This is a genomic window from Mesorhizobium sp. C268A (assembly GCF_040324475.1).
Classification (GTDB): domain Bacteria; phylum Pseudomonadota; class Alphaproteobacteria; order Rhizobiales; family Rhizobiaceae; genus Mesorhizobium.
Genome location: NZ_JAMYVX010000001.1, coordinates 3,193,266 through 3,216,756, shown reverse-complemented (window position 1 = coordinate 3,216,756; position 23,491 = coordinate 3,193,266). Strand labels below are relative to the sequence as shown.

The window sequence follows — 23,491 nt, the reverse complement described above, 5'->3', positions numbered from 1 at the left end:
GATCGGGATCACGCTGCCCTCAACCCTTCCCATGCCGTAAACACCGAGACAGCAAACAGCAGCAGTCCGGCCGCCCGGCCCGCAAAAGCGGTCGCCCGCGGATTGGCCACCAGCAGATTGCGGCTGCGGCCGGCGGTGATGGCGAGCCCGCCATAGATGGCGGCCTGCGTCAGCATCGTCAGCAAGCCCATGACCGTCGCCTGCATCCAGATCGGGCCGTAATCCGGCTTCAGGAACTGCGGATAGACGGCAAATATGAAGAGATAGGCCTTCGGGTTGATCAGGCAGGTCACCAGTCCCTGGCGAAAGGCCTTCCAGGCCGTACGGCTGCCGGCGGGCCCGTCGTGGCCGACGGTGATGGAACTGCGCATCAGCGAGATGCCGATGAAGGCCATGTAGGCGGCGCCGGCTATCAGCAGCGGCTTGTACAGGATCGGTACGAAATGCATCAGCAGGCCGACGCCGATGGCGCCGTTCAGCGTGTGCACGATGCCGCCGACCATGATGCCACCGGTGGCGGCGAGGCCCCGGTCGCGGCCGCCGGTGAGCGCATTGGCAAGCACGAACAGCATGTCCATCCCGGGTACGATGATGATGCCGGACAGCAGGATAAAGAACAGCCAGAGATTTTCCGCGTAGCTCATGTCAGTTGCCTGTCGCTTCCTGCTGGGGTGCCGTGGAGGAATTTGTTGATTTTCAACCCGATAGGCAGTCCAATAAATCATCCCAACTGACGGGGATGTGTCAGTAGCGTTCATCAGGGAGAGGAAATGCGCAAGGCGTCGCGGCTGTTCGAGATTATCCAGATCCTGCGGCTGGCGCGGCAGCCGGTGACGGCAGCCATGATCGCCGGGCAGCTGGAAGTCACGATGCGTTCGATCTATCGCGACATCGCCGCACTGCAGGCAATGCGCGTGCCGATCGAAGGCGGGCGCGGTATCGGCTACATATTGCGGCCCGGTTTCGACCTGCCGCCGCTGATGTTTTCGATCGAGGAGATGGAAGCGATCGTCCTGTCGCTCGCCCTGCTGGAGCGCACGGGAGACAGCGAACTCAAGCAGGCGGCCAAGCGCGTCAGCGCCAAGATCGCCAGCGCCGTGCCGCCGCCGTTGCGCCAGGCGTTCGACGCCAACGCGCTGCATGTCTGGGGGTTCGCAGCACCGGCAATCGGCACCATCGATCTGGCGCTTGTGCGCCGCGCCATCCGCGACGAGGAAAAGCTCGACCTGTCCTATCGCGACGAAATCGGCCGCGCCTCCGAGCGGCTGATCCGTCCAATCGCGCTGATCTACTATTCAGAAACCGCCAACATCGTCGCCTGGTGCGAATTGCGCCAGGCCATCCGCAATTTCCGCAGCGACCGCATCGCGGATTGCCGGGCGACCGGCCTGCGCTTCAAGGGCGAAGGCGATCGCCTGCGCCAGGTCTGGGTCAGTGGCTGGGAGGCGAACGCTGTCGCTGGCGGCTGAAGCGAGCGGGTTTACCGCACATCCACCCAGCGCTCTTCCTCGAACGACCTCGCCATCGCGTGCACGGTGCGCTCGATCTCCAGCCCTTCGGCAAATTCGATGACCCGTGCCGGCTTGCCGGCAAGCCGCGTCAGCAATTCGTGGCACTCGATGATCTTGAGGTCGTTGAAACCGAGCCCATGGCCCGGCGCCGGGAGGAAGGCGTCGTAAGGCTTGTGGTGCGGCGCCACCAATATGGTGCGGTAGCCCTGTTCGGTCGGGCGATCGGCGGTGACGTAGAGCTGGATTTCGTTCATCCGCTCCTGGTCGAACAGGATCGATCCCTTGGAGCCGAAAATCTGTATGGCGATGCGGCCCTTGCGGCCCCAGGCCGAGCGGTTGACCAGCAGCGTGCCGGCAATGCCGTTTTCCAGATGCATCAAAACGCTGGCGATGTCGTAGGTCTCCACCGCACGGCGGCCGCCGCTGGCCAGCTTGCGGTCGACATAGGGTTTGGCCATGTCGCAGATGACTTTTGCGACGCGGCCGAACAGCGTCGAGACCAGCGACAGCGGATGCACGGCGAAATCGTCGAGCGCGCCATAGCCGGATGCGGCCTCATGCTTCCAGAAGAACAGCGCTTCGGGGTCGGCCATGAAGTCCTCGTCCATCTCGATGCGCAGATGGTTGACCTCGCCGATGATCTTTTCCTCGAGCAGCGCGCCGATGTGGCGGATGGCCGGGCTCTGTATGTAGTTGTAACCAAGCGCTGCGACCTTGCCGGACTTCTTCGCCGCGGCCGCCATCGCCGCTGCTTCGGCAAAGCTCGGCGCCATCGGCTTCTCGCACCACAGATGTTTGCCGGCTTCGAGAATAGCGATGGCCATCTCCGGATGGAACTGATTGGGCGTGGTCAGCGAGACGATATCGACCTCGGGGTCGTTGACGACGGCACGCCAGTCGCCCGACGCCTTGGCGAAGCCGAACTCACCGGCCTTGCGCTTGGCCAGCTCCTCGTTGACCTCGCCGAGATGGACCAGCTTCGGCTTGGCGACATCGGGAAAGACGGCGCCGACGGCGCTCCACGCAATGGCGTGGCATTTGCCCATGAAACCCGTGCCGATAAGACCAACGCCGACCATTTCTTTCTCCCAATACCTGAAGCGATCGATGGATGAATTAGTCCATTTCTTCTCCGAATGGAATGTCTGCCTCATTTTTTATGGCCTTCTTGCGCAGGCTCGCTATGATGGGGCAGAGAGGACGTCACTTGAGTTAAAGAGAGCATGATGTCGTCCGAAAACCGCTGCACACTTTTCGGCATCATGCTCTAGATGAGCTTGGACGGGGCGACGATGGACGAACGGGTACCTCGCGACTTCGAGACGCTGCGCGCCACGATCCTCGATCGCCGTGAAACCTTGCCCAAGCGCATCGCCCAGATCGCCGCCTATGCGCTCGACAATCCCGATGACATCGCCTTCGGCACCGCCGCCAGCATCGCCGCTTCGGCGGGCGTGCAGCCGTCCACCTTGATCCGCTTTGCCCAGCAACTAGGCTTCGACGGCTTCACCAGCCTGCAGCAGGTGTTTCGCGAGCGGCTGCGCGAGCGCAATTCCTCTTATGACGAACGCCTGCAGGCGCTGCGCGCCAAGGCCGATGCGGGTGCTGGACACCGCGCCATCTTCGACGGCTTCGTCGCCGCCGCCAGCACTTCGCTCAACGACATCTCACGCTCGCTGGACGAGGCCCATCTGGAAGACGCAATTGCGCTGCTGGCCAAGGCCGAGACCATCTATGTCCTGGCCAAGCGCCGCTCCTATCCGGTGGCGAGCTACATCGCCTATGCGCTGGGCAAACTGAAGATCCGCAACCAGCTGATCGAATCCGCCGCCGGCCTCAATGCCGAAATGGTCGCCTTCGCCACCCCGGCGGACGCCGTCATCGCCATCAGCTTCTCGCCCTACGCACCGGCCACCATCGAGGAGGCCCGCACCATTTCCGAACAGGGCGTGCCGATCGTCGCCATCACCGACAGTTCGTTTTCGCCACTCGCCCAGTTCGCCAAGGTCTGGTTCGAGGTCGCCGAGGCCGATTTCGCCGGCTTCCGCTCGCTGTCGGCCACCATGGCGCTGGCCATGGCGCTCACCGTCGGCGTCGGCGAGAAGCGGCGCAGCACCGGAAAGAAGCGTAAGGCCTAGGCCGGCGCCCGGCGCTCGAATTCGCGGAGGAATGCTCATTCCATATTGACTATGGATTGGAATTATTATTTCATATTCCCGGCGCCACGCTGCCGCTCGCGCGTGTCCCCCAACTACGTTGCTCAAGACAACAAGACCGACGGGAGGTTCCAATGAGCGAAGCCATGGACGCCAAACAGGCGACGCTCGATGTCATCACCATCGGTCGCGCTTCCGTCGACCTTTACGGCCAGCAGATCGGCTCGCGGCTGGAGGACATCACCTCCTTCGCCAAATCGGTCGGCGGCTGCCCGGCCAACATCTCGGTTGGCACGGCGAGACTAGGCCTGCGCTCGGCGCTGCTCACCCGCGTCGGCGACGAGCAGATGGGCCGCTTCATCCGCGAGCAGCTCAGGCGCGAAGGCGTCAATGTCGATGGGCTCAAGACCGACCAGGAACGGCTGACGGCCCTGGTGCTGCTTTCGGTCGAGAGCGAAGGCGTCTCGCCAATGATCTTTTATCGCAGCGACTGCGCCGACATGGCGCTCGCCGAAGAAGACATCGATGAAGCCTTCATCGCCTCGGCCCGTTCCATCGTCGTCACCGGCACGCATTTTTCCCGGCCCAACAGCGACGCCGCCCAGCGCAAGGCGATCCGCATCATCAAGGCCAGGGGCGGCAAGGTGGTGTTCGACATCGACTACCGCCCCAACCTCTGGGGCCTCGCCGGCCATGCCGAAGGTTTTGAGCGCTATGTCAAATCCGACCGCGTCTCAGCCCAGCTGAAGACGGTGCTGCCCGATTGCGACCTCATCGTCGGCACCGAGGAAGAGATCATGATCGCCTCGGGCGCCGACGATTGCCTGAGCGCGCTGAAGACGATCCGCGCGCTGTCCAAGGCAACCATCGTACTGAAGCGCGGCGCCATGGGCTGCATCGTCTATGACGGGCCGGTCAGCGACGATCTGGAAGACGGTATCGTCGGCAAGGGCTTTCCGATCGAGATCTACAATGTGCTCGGCGCGGGTGATGCCTTCATGTCCGGTTTTCTGCGCGGCTGGCTCGGTGGCGAAAACCTGGCAACGGCGGCGACCTGGGCCAATGCCTGCGGCGCCTTCGCCGTGTCGCGGCTGCTCTGCGCGCCGGAATATCCGACCTTCGAGGAATTGCAGTTCTTCCTCAAGAACGGCAGCAAGCACTTAGCGTTGCGCAAGGACGAGGCGATCAACCACATCCATTGGGCGACGACCCGCCGCCGCGATATCCCCTCGATGATGGCGCTCGCCTGCGACCACCGTGTGCAGCTTGAGGACGTCGCGGCAAAGACCGGCGCCGATCCGGCGCGCATCCGCGATTTCAAGGTGCTGGCGGTCAAGGCTGCGGCGAAAGTCGCCGCCGGCCGCGACGGCTATGGCATGCTGATCGACGAGAAGCATGGCCGCGAAGCGATGTTCGAATTCGCCCGCCACCCCTTTGCCTGGCTCGGCCGTCCCGTCGAACTGCCGGGCTCGCGGCCGCTGCGCTTCGAGTTCTCGCAGGACATCGGCTCGCAACTGGTGGAATGGCCGGTCGACCACTGCATCAAATGCCTGTGCTTCTATCACCCCGACGATCCGGCAGCGCTCAAGGATGAGCAGCAGCAGAAGCTGCGCTCGCTGTTCGAAGCCGCGCGGAAGGTCGGCCGGGAGCTTCTGGTCGAGATCATCGCCGGCAAGCACGGCAAGCTCGACGAAACGACCATCCCGCGCGCCCTGGAAGAACTCTATGCGCTTGGCATCAAGCCGGACTGGTGGAAGCTCGAACCGCAGGCGTCGGCCGGCGCCTGGGCCAAGATCGAAGCGGTGATCCTGAAGCACGATCCCTGGTGTCGTGGCGTCGTGCTGCTGGGTCTCGAAGCGCCGCAGGACGAACTGGAAGCGGCCTTTGCCGCCACCGCCAAGGCACCGATCGTCAAGGGCTTTGCCGTCGGCCGCACCATCTTCGTCCACGCCGCCGAACAATGGCTGGCGGGCAAGATGACGGATGACGAGGCTATCGCCGACATGGCCGCGCGCTTCGAACAGTTGACCGAAGCGTGGCTTGCCGCGCGTGGCCGTAAAGCAGCATAAAGGCGCGGCAAGAGGACTGCGGAGGAAAACACCATGAGCAAGACAATCCGCCTGACGATGGCGCAGGCGCTGACCCGCTTTCTGAGCAAGCAGATGACCGAGATCGACGGCAGACGAGTGCCCATCTTCGGCGGTGTGTGGGCGATCTTCGGTCACGGCAATGTCGCCGGCATCGGCGAGGCGCTGTACCAGCTGCGCGACGAATTGCCGACCTTCCGCGCCCACAATGAGCAGGCGATGGCGCATGCGGCGATCGCCTATGGCAAGGCCAATTTCCGCCGCCGCTTCATGGCCGCGACCTCTTCGATCGGCCCCGGTGCGCTCAACATGGTGACGGCGGCGGCGCTCGCCCATGTAAACAGGTTGCCCGTCCTGTTTTTGCCGGGCGATGTCTTCGCCAACCGCATTCCCGACCCGGTGCTGCAGCAGGCCGAGGACTTTTCCGACGGCACCGCGACGGTCAATGACTGCTTCCGTCCGGTGTCGCGCTATTTCGACCGCATCACCCGTCCCGAGCAGATCATCCCGGCATTGGCGCGGACCATGCAGGTGCTGACCGATCCGGCGGAATGCGGCCCGGTGACGCTGTCGCTCTGCCAGGACGTGCAGGCCGAGGCCTATGACTATCCCGAGAGCTTTTTCGCCGAGCGCGTCTGGCACCAGCGCCGTCCGCGTCCGGACCGGCATGAATTGGCGGCGGCGGTCACCGCGCTGAAGGGTGCGAAAAAACCGCTGATCATCGCCGGCGGCGGCGTGCTGTATTCGCAGGCTTCGGATGAACTGGCGAAATTCGCCGAGAGCGCCGGCATTCCGGTCTGCGAGACGCAAGGCGGCAAATCCTCGCTGCCCGACACACATCCGCTCAACATGGCGGCGGTCGGCGTCACCGGCACGTCCGCGGCCAACCGGCTGGCGGAAGAAGCCGATGTCGTGCTCGCCATCGGCACCCGCCTGCAGGATTTCACCACCGGCTCGTGGGCGCTGTTCAAGAACTCCGGCAAGACCATCATCGGGCTCAACGTGCAGCCTTTCGACGCCGGCAAGCACCGCGCGCTGCCGCTGGTCGCCGATGCGGCCGAAGGGCTCGCCGAACTCGGTGCTGCGCTGGGGAAGTGGAAAGCACCGGCGACATGGACCGACAATGCGACCCAAGGCAAGAAGGCCTGGCAGGTTGACGCCGGCAAGGTGACGGCGTCGACCAACGCCGCCTTCCCTTCGGACGCGCAGGTGATCGGCGCCGTGCAGCGCGCCCTGGGCTCAGGCGTGACGCTGCTGAATGCGTCGGGCGGCCTGCCGGGCGAGTTGCACAAGCTCTGGCAGGCAGGCGCGCCCGGCTCGTACCATGGCGAATATGGCTTCTCGACCATGGGCTACGAGATTGCCGGCGGGCTCGGCGCCAAGATGGCCAAGCCCGACCAGGAGGTCGTCGTCATGGTCGGGGACGGCTCCTACCTCATGATGAATTCCGAAATCGCCACGTCGGTGATGCTTGGCCTGAAGCTGACCATCGTGGTGCTCGACAACAGGGGTTATGGCTGCATCAACCGGCTGCAGATGGCCACCGGCGGCGCCAACTTCAACAACCTCCTGAAGGACGCGCGCCACGAGATCCTGCCCGACATCGACTTCGCCGCGCATGCGGCCAGCATGGGCGCTATTGCCGAGAAGGTGCCGTCGATCACCGGCCTGGAGACCGCGCTGCAAAAGTCGAAAACCAACGACCGCACCACCGTGCTGGTCATCGACACCGACCCGCTGATTTCCACCGATGCCGGCGGCCATTGGTGGGATGTCGCGGTGCCGGAAGTCTCCGCACGGCCGCAGGTCAACGCAGCCCGCAAGGCCTATGACGAAAAGCGGCAGATGCAGACTATTGGCGATTGATGCTAAGTCAGCGCTGCCCCTACCTCCCCCTTGTTGGGAGGTCGGACCGAAGGTCCGGGTGGGGGTCTGGCGCCGCACCCCACCCCGCTGCTTCGCAGCGACCCTCCCCACAACGGGAGGGTGAACAAGAAACCGGAGCTAAAACTTGAAAGCCAAACTGGGCATGTCCCCCATTGCGTGGTGGAACGACGATCTTGCCGAACTCAGCGACGACGTCTCGCTGGAAGAGTGCCTGCGCCAGTCGCGCTCGGCAGGCTTCACCGGCATGGAAATGGGCCGGCGTTTTCCAAACGACCCCGAAATCATGCTGCCGATCCTGAAGCAGGCCGACGTGACGCTGTGCGGCGGCTGGTTCTCCGGCACGCTGGTCGATGAGGACATGGGCAAGAACAAGGATCGCATCCAGCCGATGATCGACCTGTTCAAGGCGGTGAATGCGCCTTGCATCGTCTATGGCGAGGTCGGCCGCTCGATCCAGGGCGATCGCTCCAGGCCTCTCGCCACCAAGCCGAAATTGTCGAATGACGAGATGAGGGCCTATGCCAGGCGCCTCACCGAGTTCGGCGAATGGTGCGCCGAGCAAGGCATGCCGCTGTCCTATCACCATCACATGGCGGCGGTGGTCGAGACAGAGCCGGAGCTCGATACCTTCATGCGCCATTCCGGCGAAGGCATTCCGTTGCTGCTCGATGCAGGGCATCTCGCCTTTGCCGGTGGCGACGTGCTGCGCGCCATCGACAACCACCACAAGCGCATCAGCCATGTCCATGTGAAGGATGTGCGCATGGGCGTGATCGACGGGCTCGACCGCACAAAGCAGTCCTTTCTCGACGCCGTGGCGCTCGGTGCCTTCACGGTGCCTGGCGACGGTTCGCTCGAATTCGGCGCCATCGTGCAGCGCTTCGCCGACCATGGCTATGAAGGCTGGTTCGTCGTCGAGGCCGAGCAGGACCCGAAAAAGAACCCGCCGCTGAAGATGGCCCAAGTGGGTTACAAGGAGCTGATGCGGGTGATGACGGCGGCCGGCTACACGGTCGAGACGCAAGGCTTTCCCAATGCGTAAGCCGGTCCGATGAAGGATTACGAGCACCCGTTCTTCCGGCCGCTGTGGCGGCGCGTTGCCGTCGTCGCCGTCTGCGTGATCTGGGCCGGAATAGAATTCGCCTCCGGCACCCCGTTCTGGGGCATCATTGCGCTCGGCTTTGCCGCCTACGCCGTCTGGCAGTTCTTCTATCTTTACAAGCCGGTGGAGGAGAGCAAGGCTACGCCTGATCGACCGAAGACCGGCGAAGCGAAGGCGGACGCCGAACCGAAGGAATGAACGGCCGTGGCTCGGAAGGGCTTGCGGGTCGGACACTCGACACCTGGCGTATCGCCTACGTCGGTGATTGGCCGGAATGTCCCTCGCTTCGTCATCCTAGGGTCTTCGCGACGGAGCTTCGCTCCTGCTTCGCCCTAGGATGACGAAGTTGAGAGGCCGACCTCGAAGACATGCGATAGGAGAGACAAAACATGTCGAAACTGCTCGTCAAAGCCGACAAGGGCCATGGCCGCGTCGCGCATGTCACGCCCAACAGCGCCGGCTGGACCTATGTCGGCTTCGACCTGCACCGTTTGAAGCCCGGCGAAAACGCCTCGGGTAAGACGGGCGGTCGCGAAGTCTGCCTGGTGTTCGTCACCGGCAAGGGCACGGCCAAGGCCGGCGGCCGGGAACTTGGCCTGCTCGGCGAGCGCATGTCGCCCTTCGAGGGCAAGCCGTGGTCGGTCTATATTCCTGAGGGGTCGGATTGGTCGGTCACCGCCGACACCGATCTCGAGCTCGCGGTCTGCTCGGCGCCGGGCCTGGGCGGCGGCTTGCCCGTTCGCGTCATCGCACCCCACGACCTCGGCCAGGAGACTCGGGGCAAAGGCACCAACACGCGCTACGTCACCAACATATTGCCCGAGGGTAAGCCGGCCGACTCGCTGCTGGTGGTCGAGGTCATCACGCCCGGCGGCCACACATCGAGCTACCCGCCGCACAAGCACGACCAGGACAATCTGCCCGCCGAATCCTATCTTGAGGAAACCTACTACCACCGCCTCAACCCGCCACAGGGTTTTGCCTTCCAGCGCGTCTACACCGACGCCGACAAGACCGGCGCCCGCGAGCTGGACGAAGCCATGGCGATCGAGGACGGCGATGTTGTGCTGGTGCCCAAGGGCTATCACCCCTGCGCCGCCTGCCACGGCTACGACCTCTATTACCTCAACGTCATGGCCGGGCCGAAGCGGACGTGGAAGTTCCACAACGCGCCCGAGCACGAATGGCTGATGAAGGCCTGATCGGCCTTCACTTGCGGCGGAAGCTGTTGGTCAAGCAGGAAAAAATCGTCGGCTAACGATCCATGGGGTCGATTTGCCTTCGAAAACCCGCATAAGCTTCGTCAATCCGTCATGGAAATCACCTATGGCAGCGGGCCAGTGCATGTCGCCCAAAAGTGCGCAGCTTTTTTGGGATGACGACATGCAGCAAATTAAAGACTTAAAGCGCGTCGCGCCATCGGTTCGGTTTCGGCGCGCTTTAAGGAGGATTTTCGATGCGCTACGCCATCTATTTCACCCCAAGGCAGGACGAGCCGTTGGCGCGGATCGCCGCCAACTGGCTGGGCCGCGACCCCTTTGGCGCCGCCACCAGGCCGGTCGAGGCGGTGGGCGAGCTGTCGGCGGCCGAAGTCGCCTTTCACACCGCATCGGCGCGGCGCTACGGTTTTCATGCGACGCTGAAAGCGCCCTTCCGGTTGGCCGCCAACGAAACCGAAAGCTCGTTGCGCGCGGCGCTGGACGCCTTTGCCGAAGCAACGCCGACGGTCACCATCCCGCGCCTGGTCGTCAGCCAGATCGATGGTTTCTTCGCTTTGGTGCCGGAAGGCCCGCTGCCGCCGCTCAACCGTTTCGCCGATTATGTCGTGCTTAGCTTCGACCGTTTTCGCGCGCCGCTCACCGAGGCCGAGATCGAGCGGCGCAGCCTGGATTCGCTGAAGCCGGCCGAGTTCCGCAATCTCTGCCAGTGGGGCTATCCCTATGTGTTTGAGACCTTTCGCTTCCACATGACACTGTCCGGCCGGGCCGGGCCGCAGGAAAGCCAACGTCTGCGCGCGGCAATTGACAGCCTGTTCGCCGATGTGCTGCAGCAGCCGGTGCTGGTGGATGCGCTGACGCTGTTCGTCGAAACCGAACCGGGCGCTCCGTTCATGGTGCTTTCGCATCATGCGCTCGGCCGCCGCGCTGCCCGAAAAACCGCCTGACCGCAATTCGTCCGAGTAAGCAAGGACTGCCTGAATGACCGCCGAAACTGTTCTCCACAACGCCCGCATCGTGCTTGCCGACGAGATCGTCGAAGGGTCGCTCGTGCTGCGCGACGGTTTTATCTCCGGCGTCGACGCCGGCACCGGCCACACCGGCGGGAGCATGGGCGGCGAGGACATGGGCGGCGACTACATCATTCCCGGCCTGGTCGAGCTGCACACTGACCATCTCGAAGGCCACTATGCGCCGCGCCCGAAAGTGCGCTGGAACCCGATCGCCGCCGTCCTTGCCCATGACGCGCAGGTGGCCACCGCCGGCATCACCACCGTGCTCGACGCTTTGCGTGTCGGCATGGACGAGGACGCGGATATTACCTCCGACGACATCCGCAAGCTCGCCGGCGCGATCGAGGACAGCGTCGCGAAAGACCGGTTGCGGGCCGACCATTTCTTGCACCTGCGCTGCGAGGTCTCGGCGCCGGATTGCTTGCGGGCTTTCGCCAATTTCGATGGCGACGAGCGGGTCAAGCTGGCCTCGCTGATGGACCATGCGCCGGGACAGCGTCAGTTCGTCAATCTCGAGACCTACGCCCATTACTATCAGCGCAAGCTGAAATTGACCGATCGCGACTTCCAATTGTTCTGCGAAAAGCGGATGTCGGAATCGGCGAAGAATTCGGGACCGAACCGGGTGGCGATATCAGCCGCCTGCAACGAGCGGGGCATTGTGCTGGCGAGCCATGACGACGCCACATCAGGCCATGTCGACGAGGCGATCGAGCAGGGCGTGCGCGTCGCGGAATTCCCGACCACGCTGGAAGCCGCCAAGGCCTCGAAGGATGCCGGGCTCGGCGTACTGATGGGCGCGCCCAACGTCATGCGCGGCTCCTCGCATTCGGGCAATGTCTCGGCCCGCACGCTGGCCGGCGACGGCCTGCTCGACATATTGTCGTCCGACTACATTCCCTTCAGCCTGATCCAGTCGGCCTTCTTCCTCGGCGACGTCGTCGAGGGCATTTCCCTGCCGCAGGCGGTTGCGATGGTGTCGAAGAATCCGGCCGAGGCGATCGGCCTCAACGACCGCGGCGTCATCGAACAGGGCCGCCGCGCCGATCTGGTGCGTGTGCGCGTCGACGACCATGTGCCGGTCGTGCGCACTGTCTGGCGCCAAGGGCGCCGGGTCGCCTGATGGTCTTGGCGTCGATCGACCGCGAACTCAGCAGCGAGGCCTTTCCGCTCCGCAACGGCGTGTTTGTCGCCGTCGTCGGCCCGAGCGGCGCCGGCAAGGATACGGTAATCGGCTATGCCCGCACCTTGTTTGCCGACGAGACGAGGCTGGAGTTCGTCCGCCGGGTCATCACCAGGCCGAGCGACGCCGCAAGCGAGGATCACGACACGCTGGCCGACGCAGCCTTTGCCGAAGCCGAGGCCGACGGCGCCTTCGCCATTTCCTGGGAGGCGCACGGGCTGCGCTACGGCATTCCGGCCGATGTCGACTGGTCGATAGCCAATGGCCATGTCGCCGTGGCCAATGTCTCGCGCGCAGTCATCCCGGTGCTGCGGGAGCGCTATGCCAATCTGGCTGTCGTCGAGATCACCGCTTCGCCGGAAATCCTCGCCGAGCGTCTCGCCCAGCGCGGCCGCGAATCGCGCGGCGAAGTGCTGGCTCGGCTTGCCCGCAGCGCCAATATCGCTTTGTCCGGCTCCGGCGTCACCTCGATCGACAATGGCGGCCGGCGCGAAGCCGCCGGAGAACGCTTCGTCGAGGTGCTGCGCAAGGCGATGGCCTTCTCGGATATATCCGGCGTGATGTAGCGCTACTCCGCCGCGACAGTCTTCCGGCTGGCATCGAGCATCAGCCGCCTTGCGCGGAACACGCCCCATTGCTGGTCGACCAGCACGCCGATCAGGATCACGCCGCCCATCACCGCGAAGTTGAGCGAGGACGGGATGCCGAGCAGATTGACCAGGTTCTGCAACTCCTGCAGCAGCACGGTGCCCAGGATGACGCCGACCAGCGAGCCTTCGCCGCCGCGCAGCGAGAAGCCGCCGAGAACGGCGGCGGCAATGGCGTAGAGTTCGTAGAACTGGCCGTGGCTGGCCGGCGAGATCGAGCGCGTGTACATGGCGAAATAGATCGCCGACAGCGCCGTCAGAACGCCGCAGATGACATAGGCGGCCATCACGACGCGGCCGGTGCGGATGCCCGAATATTTAGCCGCCTCTTCGTTCTTGCCGATGGCATAGAGGTAGCGTCCGAACACCGAGCGGTGCAGCACCACCCACATGACGATCGAAATGACGATCAGTGCGATGAAACTGTTGGGCACGCCATAGCTGCGGCCCGCGGTGAGGAATTCGAGCTCGGGAAAATTCTGGCCGAAGGCGAAGCCGGCGGTGCCGTCGGCGGTATAGAAACGGGCGACCCCGCGATAGATCAAAAGGCCGCACAGCGTCACCACGAAGGGCTGCAATTTCAGCCTTGTGATCAGCCAGCCATGCGCCAGCCCGATGATGCCGCCCAGCACCAGGATCAGCGGCAGCGCCACCGGCCATGGCATGTCGCGCACAGCGATGAAATCGATGAATAGCGTGCCGAGCAGCGCCACCAGCGACCCCACCGACAATTCGATGCCGCCGGTGATGATGACGAAGGCCTGGCCGATGGCGAGGATCCCGAACAGGCCGATCAGGTTCGAGGTGTTGGCGAGGTTGATCGGCAAAAGGAAGCGCGGGTTGATGGCGGTCACCACGGCGCCGACCACCAGGATCAGGATCAGCAGGCCGAGATCTTTTTTGCTCATCGTCTTCTCCCCAATGCGCCGGACCGGCAATCGCCTGAAGCCCGCTAGTTTGCCGGCTTGCCGACCGCCAGCAACAGCACGTTTTCCTGGCTGAATTGTTCCTTGTCGAGAATGCCCGAGATCTGGCCCTCATGCATGACGGCGATGCGGTCGGACACGCCGATCACCTCTTCCATGTCGCTGGAAATCATCAGCACGGCGACGCCGGCGTCGGCCAAGGCTCGCATCAGCCCGTAAATCTCGGCCTTGGCGCCGATATCGATGCCGCGCGTAGGCTCATCGAGGATCATCACCTTCGGGTTCATCGCCAGCCATTTGCCCAGCACCACCTTCTGCTGGTTGCCGCCCGACAGCGTGCCGGTTCGCGTCTGCACCGACGGCGCCTTGATGCCGAGATTGCTCTTCTGCTTCTCGGCGGTGGCGGTCTCGGCGCTTGCCGACACCAGTCGACGCTTCGCATGCGCCGGCAGGTTGGGCAGCGAGATGTTCTGCGCGATCGACAGGTCAAGCAAAATGCCGGTCAGCTTGCGGTCTTCCGGAACCAGAAAAATGCCATGCGCGACCGCATCGGCCGCCGAACCCAGCACAAGCGGCTTGCCGTCGAGTTCGAGCCCACCGCCAAGCGTGCTGTCTATGCCGAAGAACACCCGCGCCAGTTCGGTGCGGCCGGAGCCGACAAGGCCGGCGAGGCCGAGGATTTCACCGCGCCTGATGTCGAGGTCGACCGGCCGGGCAGGGTAGGCGGGGGTGCGGATGGCTTTGGCCGAGAGAGCCGTGGCGCCCGGCGCCCGCGCCGCCTCGGAGGCCTTCTCGCGCTCCTTCAGCATGCGGCCGATCATCAGCTTGACCATCTGGTCGTGGTTGATGGCGCTCTTCGGCAAGGTGCCGGCCAGCATGCCGTCGCGCAGCACCACGACGCGGTCGGCGACGCGCTCGACCTCATGCAGCCGGTGCGAAATGAAGATGACGCTGATGCCATCGGCCTTCAGCGCCTTGATGACGTCGAGCAGCTTGTCGGTTTCGGCAAGCGGCAGGCTCGATGTCGGCTCGTCGAGGATGACCAGCCGTGCCTTGATCGACAGCGCCTTGGCGATCTCGACCATCTGCTGCTGGGCAAGCGACAGCGAGGCAACCGGCGTATCGGCGGAAAAGTTGGCGCCGACACGCTTCAGCAGCGGCGCCACCATTTCGCGCAGCTTGGCGCGGTCGACCAATCTCAGCGGCCCGCCGCGCAACGGCTCGCGGCCGAAGAAGATATTGGCGGCAACATCGAGGTTTTCGAATAGATTGAGTTCCTGGTGGACGAAGGCGATGCCCGACCCCAGGCTGCCTTCGACGGTGAGCCCGTCATGCGCAACGCCGTCGACGGTGATGGCGCCGCTGTCCGGCCTGGTGACGCCGCCGAGGATCTTCATCAAGGTCGACTTGCCGGCGCCGTTTTCGCCGACCAAGCCGATCACCTCTCCCGGCCTGACCTCCATGGAAAAACCATCCAGCGCCACCACGCCCGGATAGGTCTTGCGCACGTTCTCGAGGCCGAGGAACGGGGTGGTTGCGACGATGGATGGGTCGGAATAATTCATCACGCCATATTTGATCAGGCTTGCCAGCAGCCGGTGGGCTACAGACTGACGGGCCTTGGCCGGCCCGTCAACACGATCGCCGGCTCAAGGCGAACCCTGAGCCGGCGCAACTGCTCGTGGTCTCAGTTTCCGGACATCGCCTTCAGATTGGCGGCATAGGTGTCGACATCGTCCTTACCGATGATCTTGGTCGGGATAATGATCAGGCCGCCTTCCGGAATGCCTGATTTGTCGCCCTTGAGATAGGCGGCCATCAGCTTCATGCCCTGATAGGCCCATTCGAAGGGCTGCTGCACGACGGTCGCCGCCACGGTGCCTTCCTTGACGCCGCCCAGCGTGATCGGATCGTCATCGAAGCCGACGACCGTGATCGAGCCGAGCTTCCCGGCGTCGCGCAGCGCTTCATAGATGCGCGGCGTGTTGTAGGAATAGAAGCCGACCATGCAGGTGATGTCGGGGCTGGCGACCAGCGCGTCCTCGACATTCTTCTTGGCGCGCGCCTGGTCGATGTCGTCGCCGCGCACGTCCACCAGTTCGATCTTGCTGCCGGCGAGGCCGTCCTTCATGCCCTGGATGCGTTCCTTGGCATTGTCGGCGCCGAGCAGGCCGACGAAGCCGAGGCACTTGCCGCCGTCCGGCATCGCCTTCTTGGCGATCTCGGCCGCCTGCTTGCCGGCGTCGACATTGGACGAGCCGATATAGGCGACGCGCTTGGTCTGCGGGGCATCGGAGTCGGTGGTGAACAGCGCCGTTTCCGACGCGATCTTGTTCAGACCGTCGGTCGAGGTCTTGGGGTCGACGGCCGAGACCATGATGCCCTTGACGCCGGCGGTCACCAGATCGTCCATCAGCCGCTGCTGGATGGCGACCGAGGACTGCTCGGGATATTTGAGTTCGAGATTGTAGTCGGGCAATTCGGCCTGCGCCTTCTTGACGCCGGCTTCGGCGGCCTTCCAGAAATCGGAAGCGCCGTTGACGACGAAGGCCAGCGTCGGTTTGTCGTCGGCGCGCGCAATGGCTGTCGCGGTCAGGCCAAGCAGCAGGGCTGCGGTGGCCACGGATGCATGTCGTATCAAGGATTTCATGTTCAACCTCCCGTTTTGGCTCAGTCGTCGGACTGAACCGATCTTGCATTCACTGACTTGCCGCTCGCGATTTGGACGCCCTCCTCCTCAGGGGTTCCCGGCGCTGAAGAATGGCGTCGTCGGTCGCGATCACGGACTTTAGAGACTCATCCCGTGCTCGTAAATAGTCTGATTTGTCTGACATATCACATGTCCGAGACCAGGCTTGCGGAGGCAAACCCCGCTCGCCATCGGGCCATTCACGTGCACTTCTCGCCGCACGGGGTCCCACCTGACCGGACACGGCGGATTGACGTTACAGCGTCGTTTTGTATTAGTAAACACTATTAGCAGAGGTCTCGCGCGGACACTCGGCGTGGCCCTAGGTCTAGTTTGCCCGAACAGGTGCAGCACGGCTTCGCGCAAGCAGATGCCTTGCAGTCCTCGAATTTCACGCGGCCCGAAGCGGCATGGCGGCGAACTTCAAAGCTGCTAATAAAGATAAACGCCTTCGACTATTTCCATTGGTCGACGGCGCCACACCATCTTGTCGGTGTGGCAGGCTTGCGACTAGACAGGCTGGGGATTGGGACGCAATGCCATGAGCGAGACGAGGGATCCGGACGACACGGCGAAGCGGCGCAAGGCGCCGGCGAGAGCCGCCAAGGGCGGCCGCGTCACCATGACCGACATCGCCAGGGCAGCCGGTTGCTCGCAGGCGACCGTCTCTTTCGTGCTCAACGATTCGCCCGGCATCCGGCTGTCGCAGCAGACGCGCGAGCGGGTGATCGACGCCGCGCGCTCGCTCGGCTACGCAGCACCCGCCTTCTCGGCGCTGCGCAAACCTGTTCCCGCCTTCGATGGACTTGACGGTGTCATCGGTTTCGCTGTCGACCAGCTGGCGACAAGCCCGGAAGCCGTTGTCGCCATCGAGGGCGCGCGCCAGGCGTCGTGGAACGCCGGCAATGTGTTGCTCGTGGCGCAGACGATGGGCGACTCCGTCATGGAGCCGCGCGCCATTGCGGCGCTCACCAGGCGCGGCATCTCGGCGCTGGTCTACATGACCATCTTCACCCGCGAGATCACGGCACCGGACTTCCTCTACGGCCTCGACATCCCGGTCATCCTGCTCAACTGCTACACGGCCGATTATGCCTTCCCGGCCGTGGTGCCGTCCGAGATCGCCGGCGGCCAGAACTCGACCCGGCATCTGATCGGCCACGGCCACCGCCGCATCGCCACCATCACCGGCGAGCCGTGGATGCAGGCCGCGCAGGACCGCCTCAAAGGCTACCGCAGGGCGCTCGCCACCGCCGACATCCCGTTCGATCCCGAACTGGTGGTCGAGGGCGACTGGTCGGCGAGCGCCGGCTACGCGGCGACCGTGAAGCTTTTGGCGCTGAAAGAGCGTCCGACCGCTATCTTCTGCCAGAACGACCGCACGGCCATCGGCTGTTACGAAGCGCTGAAGGAGGCGGGCCTGCACATCCCGCAGGACATCTCCGTCGTCGGCTATGACGACGAGGAGATCGCCCGTCACCTGTTCCCGCCGCTGACGACATCGATCCTGCCGCACATGGCGATGGGCCAATGGGCGATCGAACAGCTCGAAGTGCCGCCGCCTGCCGGCCGCGGCCGCTATCCCATCACCAAGCTGGAATGCCCGCTGGTGCAGCGGGAGTCGGTGGCAGCTGTGGCTGGATAAAGTTGAACCAGCCCATCCCGATGCAAATCGGGATGGGTCTGTTTGGTGTTTGCGCCTCAGGGCAGGGTCTATCCGGGAACGTGCCGCGGTTAGAACCGCAAGACGACAAAGGAGCGCCTGCGATAGCAGCGCCGGCGCAACCGGCCATGCCGCCAGAACGTGCGGCAGTGCCGTCTCCAGACATGCCGCCTGTGGTGGCGACGATGGTGCCATCGCCGATGCGATATCTGCTCGACATCGCCCGGGCCTTCGTCGTCATCAAACGAATTGGCATCCTGCTTGTCGAGTTCATCGAGAATGCCGTTACCGACATTGGGAACCCCGGCCACGGCCTCGAGAGGCCGAACCGCGGTAGCAAGCGCCGCGGCCCCCGCAACGCCAAACAATGCTGTCAAGAATGATCGCCGATCCATCAAAACCTCCATCAGCAAGACAAGGCTAACATGACGAGCCTAACACAATGCAGCTAGAGCGGGTGATACAAAAGGCCAGAGGCGAATCTTCGAGCCGGCCCAAACGGGTGACCGGACGGACGGTAGAGGTCAGATTAAGGCCGCAACCGGGCGGCGCGCTTCCTTCGGATCGGTGACCGAGCCATGCAGAATGCCGCCGATGAAAGCGCACAGCCTGACCGGTTCCGCCTTTCCGCGAAACGCTGAACCGCTCGGCAAAGCTCTCTCCCTAAGAATGCCCGCCACCTTCCGGCATTGGGGCTGGCTGAGAGACTGATGCACCACGGCACATGCGATGTTGCGGTACTCAGCGCCGCGCCAATATCCGGCAGAGCTCCTTCAGGTCCCGGTCGTAGGTGCCCTTGCCGCTGAGCACGCTGGCGCAGCGTTTCTTCATCTTGGCGATCTGGCCGGCCGACATGGCGCTGATGGCAACCACCGCCGGTCGCGTCGGCACCGCCGGCGTGTTGGGATCCCGAGGGCTGGTGGGCGCGGTCGGTGCGCCAATGCCGACCCCGACCCCGGCCGTCACCCCATTGCCCACCCCGACACCGGCGCCGACCCCGACACCGCTGCCGACGGTTGCGCCGACCCCGACCCCGACGCCCGTGCCCACCGATGCGCCGACGCCGGCCGCAACGCCGCTGGTGCCGCCAACCGTAGCGCCGACACTGGCGGTGGTGCCGCTGGTGCCGCCGACCGTTGCGCCGACATTGGCGCCCTTGCTGCCGCCGACCGAGACGCCGACGCCAAGCCCGCCGCCACTGCCGCCGACCGAGACGCCCACCCCACCGCTGCCGCCGATGCCCACACTGAGCCCGCCCGCGCCAGCCGGAAAGCACAAAGCCACGGCAACAGCGCCACCGGCCAAGGCCTTTGTTAAACTTTTAAAGAAATCCATAATGACGCTCCCCGTGTTGGTTGCCTGTACGCAGGTTGAACAGCATCCGTTACCAATATGATTACGCGAGTGTAGCGTTTTTAGTTTCTGCGAGAATAGGTAGTATTGGAAATCGTTGTTATGGCTGCTTGCGGCGATCGGAATATATATTTTGGAATTGGCGGAAAAAATCGAGGATTTGCGGTTAGACTCGGAACCTTAGACAGGCAGGACGAGTGCTCGCATGCGGGAATTTACCGGGCGCATGCCTCAGGCCATCTTGCGACGCCGCTTCGCTAGGCTGCGGTGGAGAATGGACCTCGAGAATGGGGCTCGTACTGCAGAAAAGGGGACGACCCAAGAAACCCGCGACGATCTCCACCGATGTCGGGCGCGTTGTGCGTCACATCGTTCCGCTGCTCGCAGTCGACGGCGTCAGCGCTACCCTTGCGGGCATACCTTCGCCCCGTTTGGCGTTTCTGCCCTTTGGATCGGATGCCGATCGTCCGCTGGCGTTTCGAATCTCTTCAACTTACGCCGAGTTTCGCAAATCCACTTTCATCCCGGCTAACGTTCGAAGGGTTCGCCAAGCGAGGCGACACCGTTCAGCCTGAGCAAGCGGCGGTCCGCCGAGATGACACCGAGCACGACGATCGTAACGAGATAGGGAAGGCTGGAAAGCAGTTGCGATGGCAAGTCCAGACCGGTCGCCTGGGCGGCGAGGCTCATCAGCGAAACCGCGCCGAAGAGGCAGGCACCCAGGAAGATGCGGCCAGCGAGCCACGTACCAAAGACAACGAGTGCGATCGCGATCCAGCCACGTCCGGCAATCATACCGTCCGCCCAAAGGGGCGTGTACACCGCCGCCGCATAGGCGCCGGCAAAACCCGCCATCATGCCACCAAAAGCTATGGCCGCGACACGGATAGCGATGACCGGATAGCCGATGGCGTGGGCTGCCTTGGGATTCTCGCCGATTGCCCTCACGACAAGGCCGACTCTCGTATAGGCAAACATCGCCCAGATCGCAAACGTCACGGCAAGGGAAAGCCATACGACGACGTCCTGGACAAACAGCCTGCCGAATACCGGGATTTCCGAGAGGCCGGGAAAGACAAGTTTCGGGAGCCCCTTCACCGTCAAGCTCTCGTAGCTTTTGCCGAACAGCGCCGAAAGGCCTTGGCCGAGAATGCCGATCGCAAGGCCTGTCGCGACCTGGTTTGCCCGGAATCCGAGTGCCAGCACTGCAAAGACGAGGGACAGGACGGCGCTACCGAGGCCGGCGGCAACGAACCCCAGCAGGTGTCCACCGCCGTGGTAGACGACGATGAACGCGAGCACCGCGCCGAGGGCCATCAGGCCCTCTACGCCGAGGTTAAGAACACCGGCGCGCTCGACCACCAACTCGCCGAGTGCGGCAAGGAGAAAGGGGGTTGCCGCTGCGAGCATGCCCGAAATAATGAACTCGACGGCGTTCATGGCTGGCTCAGGTGATGGGGGCGGCGCCACTCGATGCGGTAGCGCACGAAGGCCACAGCGCCGAGATAGGCGAGCAGCAAGCTGCCTTGGAAGACGCGGACGGCGGCGATCGGCAGGTTTGCCGACACCATCGCATTGTCGCCGCCGATATAGAGGACAGCCATGAAGAGCGCGGAAAAGATGATGCCGACTGGATGCAAGCCGCCGAGATAGGCGACAATGATGGCCGCATAACCGTAGCCGGTCGAGATCGAGCGCTGCAGCTGGCCGAGCGGACCCGCGACTTCCGCCGCGCCTGCCAGTCCCGCCGCCATGCCACCGATCAGAAGCGATAGCCAAATCGCACGCCCTTCGCTGAAGCCGGCGTAACCGGCCGCGCGCGGGGCAAGGCCGCCGACCTTGAGCTTATACCCCATGAAGCTTCGCTGCATGAAAACCCAGGCCACCAGCGAGAGCGCAAGTGTGATGAGCAGCGAGACGTTGACGCGGGTACCGGTGATCAGGGTCGGCACCATCGCGTCGTTCTGAAACATGACGGACTGTGGGAAATTGAAGCCGGCCGGGTCCTTCCATGGGCCGAGCAGCAGGTAGTTGAGGACTTGCGCCGCAACGAGGCTCAGCATCAAGGAGACCAGGATCTCGTTCGCATTGAGCCTGACGCGCCAGAAGGCGGTGATAGATGCCCAAAGTGCACCGCCGAGGGCACCGAGAAGCAGCATCAGCGGCCAGATCCACTGCCCGGTCGCCTGCGGAAACCAGACGGGGATCGCCGAGGCGAAAATAGCGCCCAGGATAAACTGGCCCTCCGCGCCGATGTTGAACACTTTTGCGCGGAAACCGATCGCCAGCCCCTGAGCAATGAGGAGAAGAGGCCCCGCCTTCAGCAGCACCTCCGCGAACGATGCCCAGGAGAGGAACGGCTCGAGAAGCATCGCGTACAGGACGGCCGCCGGATCTCGGCCTATCAGCACATAAAGGCCCAGATTGAGGATGATCGCCATGCCAAGCGCGACAGCAGGGGCCAGCATGGCCGCGACGAGCGAGGCATGCTCCCGGCGGACGAGCGCGGGGAGGAACGTCGCGGCCCAAACGCTCATGCAGGAACCTTCTCTGGCGAGGCATGTGCTCCGATCATGTATCTGCCGATGTCTTCGGGGCGCGTGTCCCGCGTGACCAGAGGCGGACTCAGCATTCCATGATGCAGCACCTGGATGAAATCGCAGAGTTCGAAAAGTTCCTCGAGTTCCTCGGAAATTACGAGGATCGCCACGCCCAGGTTGCGCAACGCGATGAGCCGCCTTCTGATGGCGGATGCAGCGCCAATGTCTACACCCCAGGTCGGCTGCGCCACGAAAAGCAGTTTTGGCGACAGCATCATCTCGCGACCGACGATGAATTTCTGCAAGTTGCCGCCGGACAGCGAGCCCGCTTCGGCATCCGGGCCGGAGGCGCGGACGTCGTACCGACGGATGCATTCGCTGGTGAAAGCCGTCGCTCCGGCGCTGTTGATGAGGCCGCGCCTCACGAGATCGAAAGGATGGGCGGTAAGAACGGTGTTGAGCACGAGCGACATTTCAGGGACCGCGCCGCGTCCCAGCCGGTCTTCGGGCACGAAGGCGAAGCCAAATCTCCTGCGCGCGGCCGCATCGAGTGTGCCTACGTCGCGGCCCATCATGTAAATCCGGTCGCGTTGTTCCTTCAGCAGCATCGCTTCGCCCGAGATGAGCGCGGCAAGCTCGCCTTGGCCATTGCCCGATATTCCGGCTATGCCAAGGATCTCGCCTGATCGTACCGTGAGGCTGATGCCGGAGAGCGGCGTGGCAAAGGGGTCGTCCGGCGTGTAGTCCATGCCGATTATTTCCAGCCGCTTCTCCCCCTCGGGCATGGCCAACGCGGGCATCACCTCGGGCATGTCGCGGCCGATCATCATCCGGGCGAGGTCGTGCGCATCATAGTCGCGTGGGTCGACGGTGCCGATAACGCGCCCTCCACGCAGGACGGTCGCCTGGTCACAGATCGTGCGAATTTCCTCCAGTTTGTGCGAGATGAACAGGATGGACACGCCGCGGTCGCGAAGGCGCCTGAGCGTGTCGAACAACTTCTTCACCGCCTGCGGCGGCAAGACCGAGGTCGGCTCGTCGAGAATGAGCAGCTTCGGGTCCGTCATCAGGCAGCGGATGATCTCCACCCGCTGCCGTTCGCCGACCGAGAGCGCGTGCACATCGGCGAGAGGATCTACTTCAAGGCCAAAATCCTGGCCGAGGCTGCGGATGCGCCCCGCCAGCTCCGCCTTGCCGCCGGGGACGACGAGCTGGATGTTCTCGACGACAGTCAGCGTCTCGAACAGCGAGAAATGCTGAAAGACCATGCCGATGCCCCTGCGCCGTGCCTCAGCGGGCGAGGCAAGGCGCAGAGGCTCTCCGTTCCAGACGACGGTGCCTTCGTCCGGCTGTTCAACGCCATAGATGAGCTTCATCAGCGTCGATTTGCCCGCCCCATTCTCCCCGAGAATCGCATGGATCGATTGGTGCGCCACGTCCAGATCGATGGCTTGGTTGGCCCGGATCTGGCCGTAGCTCTTCGAGATGCCGCGGAGCGACAGAAGGGGCGGGGTCAT

The 23,491-nt window shown here is 63.8% G+C and carries 21 protein-coding genes; 12 read left to right on the top strand and 9 right to left on the bottom strand.

The window, feature by feature from the left end; genetic code table 11:
- Positions 1-8: 8 nt before the first annotated feature.
- Positions 9-644 (bottom strand): LysE family translocator, encoded by a 636-nt coding sequence (locus NKL06_RS15435; protein ID WP_023672340.1) that lies wholly within the window; start codon positions 642-644, stop codon positions 9-11.
- 126 nt (positions 645-770) lie between these two features.
- Between NKL06_RS15435 and NKL06_RS15430 the strand changes: the two genes are divergently transcribed.
- A complete protein-coding gene (locus NKL06_RS15430; protein WP_023672341.1) occupies positions 771-1,469 on the top strand; it encodes a helix-turn-helix transcriptional regulator in 699 nt (232 codons plus the stop codon).
- An 11-nt stretch (positions 1,470-1,480) separates the two neighbouring features.
- Here the strand turns inward: NKL06_RS15430 and NKL06_RS15425 are convergent, their stop codons facing one another.
- Positions 1,481-2,590, bottom strand: a complete 1,110-nt coding sequence (locus tag NKL06_RS15425; protein ID WP_023687403.1) for a Gfo/Idh/MocA family protein — start codon at positions 2,588-2,590, stop codon at positions 1,481-1,483.
- A 213-nt stretch (positions 2,591-2,803) separates the two neighbouring features.
- Between NKL06_RS15425 and NKL06_RS15420 the strand changes: the two genes are divergently transcribed.
- From NKL06_RS15420 to phnN, 9 genes are all read left to right on the top strand, one after another.
- A complete protein-coding gene (locus tag NKL06_RS15420) occupies positions 2,804-3,649 on the top strand; it encodes a MurR/RpiR family transcriptional regulator (protein WP_023672343.1) in 846 nt (281 codons plus the stop codon).
- Positions 3,650-3,801: 152 nt separating this feature from the next.
- Positions 3,802-5,736, top strand: coding sequence for a bifunctional 5-dehydro-2-deoxygluconokinase/5-dehydro-2-deoxyphosphogluconate aldolase (locus NKL06_RS15415; protein ID WP_023808065.1), 1,935 nt, complete (start codon positions 3,802-3,804; stop codon positions 5,734-5,736).
- Between the two features lie 33 nt (positions 5,737-5,769).
- On the top strand, positions 5,770-7,620 hold the full coding sequence (gene iolD, locus NKL06_RS15410; protein ID WP_352580518.1) for a 3D-(3,5/4)-trihydroxycyclohexane-1,2-dione acylhydrolase (decyclizing): 1,851 nt from the start codon (positions 5,770-5,772) through the stop codon (positions 7,618-7,620).
- 145 nt (positions 7,621-7,765) lie between these two features.
- Positions 7,766-8,683 (top strand): myo-inosose-2 dehydratase, encoded by a 918-nt coding sequence (gene iolE, locus NKL06_RS15405; RefSeq protein WP_023808067.1) that lies wholly within the window; start codon positions 7,766-7,768, stop codon positions 8,681-8,683.
- Positions 8,684-8,692: 9 nt separating this feature from the next.
- Positions 8,693-8,941, top strand: coding sequence for a hypothetical protein (locus tag NKL06_RS15400; protein WP_023694642.1), 249 nt, complete (start codon positions 8,693-8,695; stop codon positions 8,939-8,941).
- A gap of 191 nt (positions 8,942-9,132) precedes the next feature.
- A complete protein-coding gene (iolB, locus tag NKL06_RS15395) occupies positions 9,133-9,945 on the top strand; it encodes a 5-deoxy-glucuronate isomerase (RefSeq protein ID WP_023694643.1) in 813 nt (270 codons plus the stop codon).
- Between the two features lie 254 nt (positions 9,946-10,199).
- Complete coding sequence (locus tag NKL06_RS15390; RefSeq protein WP_023694644.1) at positions 10,200-10,907, top strand: DUF1045 domain-containing protein; 708 nt, start codon at positions 10,200-10,202, stop codon at positions 10,905-10,907.
- Positions 10,908-10,941: 34 nt separating this feature from the next.
- On the top strand, positions 10,942-12,096 hold the full coding sequence (locus NKL06_RS15385) for an alpha-D-ribose 1-methylphosphonate 5-triphosphate diphosphatase (RefSeq protein WP_023694645.1): 1,155 nt from the start codon (positions 10,942-10,944) through the stop codon (positions 12,094-12,096).
- Positions 12,093-12,722, top strand: coding sequence for a phosphonate metabolism protein/1,5-bisphosphokinase (PRPP-forming) PhnN (gene phnN / locus NKL06_RS15380; RefSeq protein ID WP_031208993.1), 630 nt, complete (start codon positions 12,093-12,095; stop codon positions 12,720-12,722). The genes NKL06_RS15385 and phnN overlap by 4 nt, the downstream gene beginning before the upstream one ends.
- Positions 12,723-12,724: 2 nt before the next feature.
- On the opposite strand, the gene NKL06_RS15375 is transcribed toward phnN, so the two are convergent.
- The 3 genes from NKL06_RS15375 to NKL06_RS15365 form a co-directional block, all read right to left on the bottom strand.
- Positions 12,725-13,711: an ABC transporter permease gene (locus NKL06_RS15375; protein ID WP_023684050.1), complete on the bottom strand. Its 987-nt coding sequence runs from the start codon at positions 13,709-13,711 to the stop codon at positions 12,725-12,727.
- Positions 13,712-13,755: 44 nt separating this feature from the next.
- The gene (locus NKL06_RS15370) at positions 13,756-15,294 is read right to left on the bottom strand and encodes a sugar ABC transporter ATP-binding protein (protein WP_023672351.1); all 1,539 of its coding nucleotides are present in this window, start codon (positions 15,292-15,294) and stop codon (positions 13,756-13,758) included.
- A gap of 122 nt (positions 15,295-15,416) precedes the next feature.
- Positions 15,417-16,379, bottom strand: a complete 963-nt coding sequence (locus NKL06_RS15365) for a sugar-binding protein (RefSeq protein WP_023672352.1) — start codon at positions 16,377-16,379, stop codon at positions 15,417-15,419.
- A gap of 580 nt (positions 16,380-16,959) precedes the next feature.
- On the opposite strand from NKL06_RS15365, the gene NKL06_RS15360 reads away from it, so the two are divergent.
- Both NKL06_RS15360 and NKL06_RS15355 read left to right on the top strand, forming a co-directional pair.
- Positions 16,960-18,063 (top strand): LacI family DNA-binding transcriptional regulator, encoded by a 1,104-nt coding sequence (locus NKL06_RS15360; RefSeq protein WP_023694648.1) that lies wholly within the window; start codon positions 16,960-16,962, stop codon positions 18,061-18,063.
- A 218-nt stretch (positions 18,064-18,281) separates the two neighbouring features.
- Positions 18,282-18,464, top strand: coding sequence for a hypothetical protein (locus NKL06_RS15355; RefSeq protein WP_196814136.1), 183 nt, complete (start codon positions 18,282-18,284; stop codon positions 18,462-18,464).
- Between the two features lie 358 nt (positions 18,465-18,822).
- Here NKL06_RS15355 and NKL06_RS15350 read toward each other — a convergent pair whose 3' ends face one another.
- The 4 genes from NKL06_RS15350 to NKL06_RS15335 all read right to left on the bottom strand — a co-directional run bounded on the left by NKL06_RS15350 (position 18,823) and on the right by NKL06_RS15335 (position 23,491).
- Positions 18,823-19,416, bottom strand: coding sequence for a hypothetical protein (locus NKL06_RS15350; RefSeq protein WP_286461242.1), 594 nt, complete (start codon positions 19,414-19,416; stop codon positions 18,823-18,825).
- A 546-nt stretch (positions 19,417-19,962) separates the two neighbouring features.
- Positions 19,963-20,874 (bottom strand): ABC transporter permease, encoded by a 912-nt coding sequence (locus NKL06_RS15345; protein WP_023695009.1) that lies wholly within the window; start codon positions 20,872-20,874, stop codon positions 19,963-19,965.
- Positions 20,871-21,971 carry an ABC transporter permease gene (locus NKL06_RS15340; protein WP_023695008.1) on the bottom strand — a complete coding sequence of 367 codons (1,101 nt, stop codon included), beginning with the start codon at positions 21,969-21,971 and terminating at the stop codon, positions 20,871-20,873. Before NKL06_RS15340 ends, NKL06_RS15345 begins: the two co-directional genes overlap by 4 nt.
- Positions 21,968-23,491, bottom strand: coding sequence for an ABC transporter ATP-binding protein (locus tag NKL06_RS15335; RefSeq protein WP_023695007.1), 1,524 nt, complete (start codon positions 23,489-23,491; stop codon positions 21,968-21,970). Before NKL06_RS15335 ends, NKL06_RS15340 begins: the two co-directional genes overlap by 4 nt.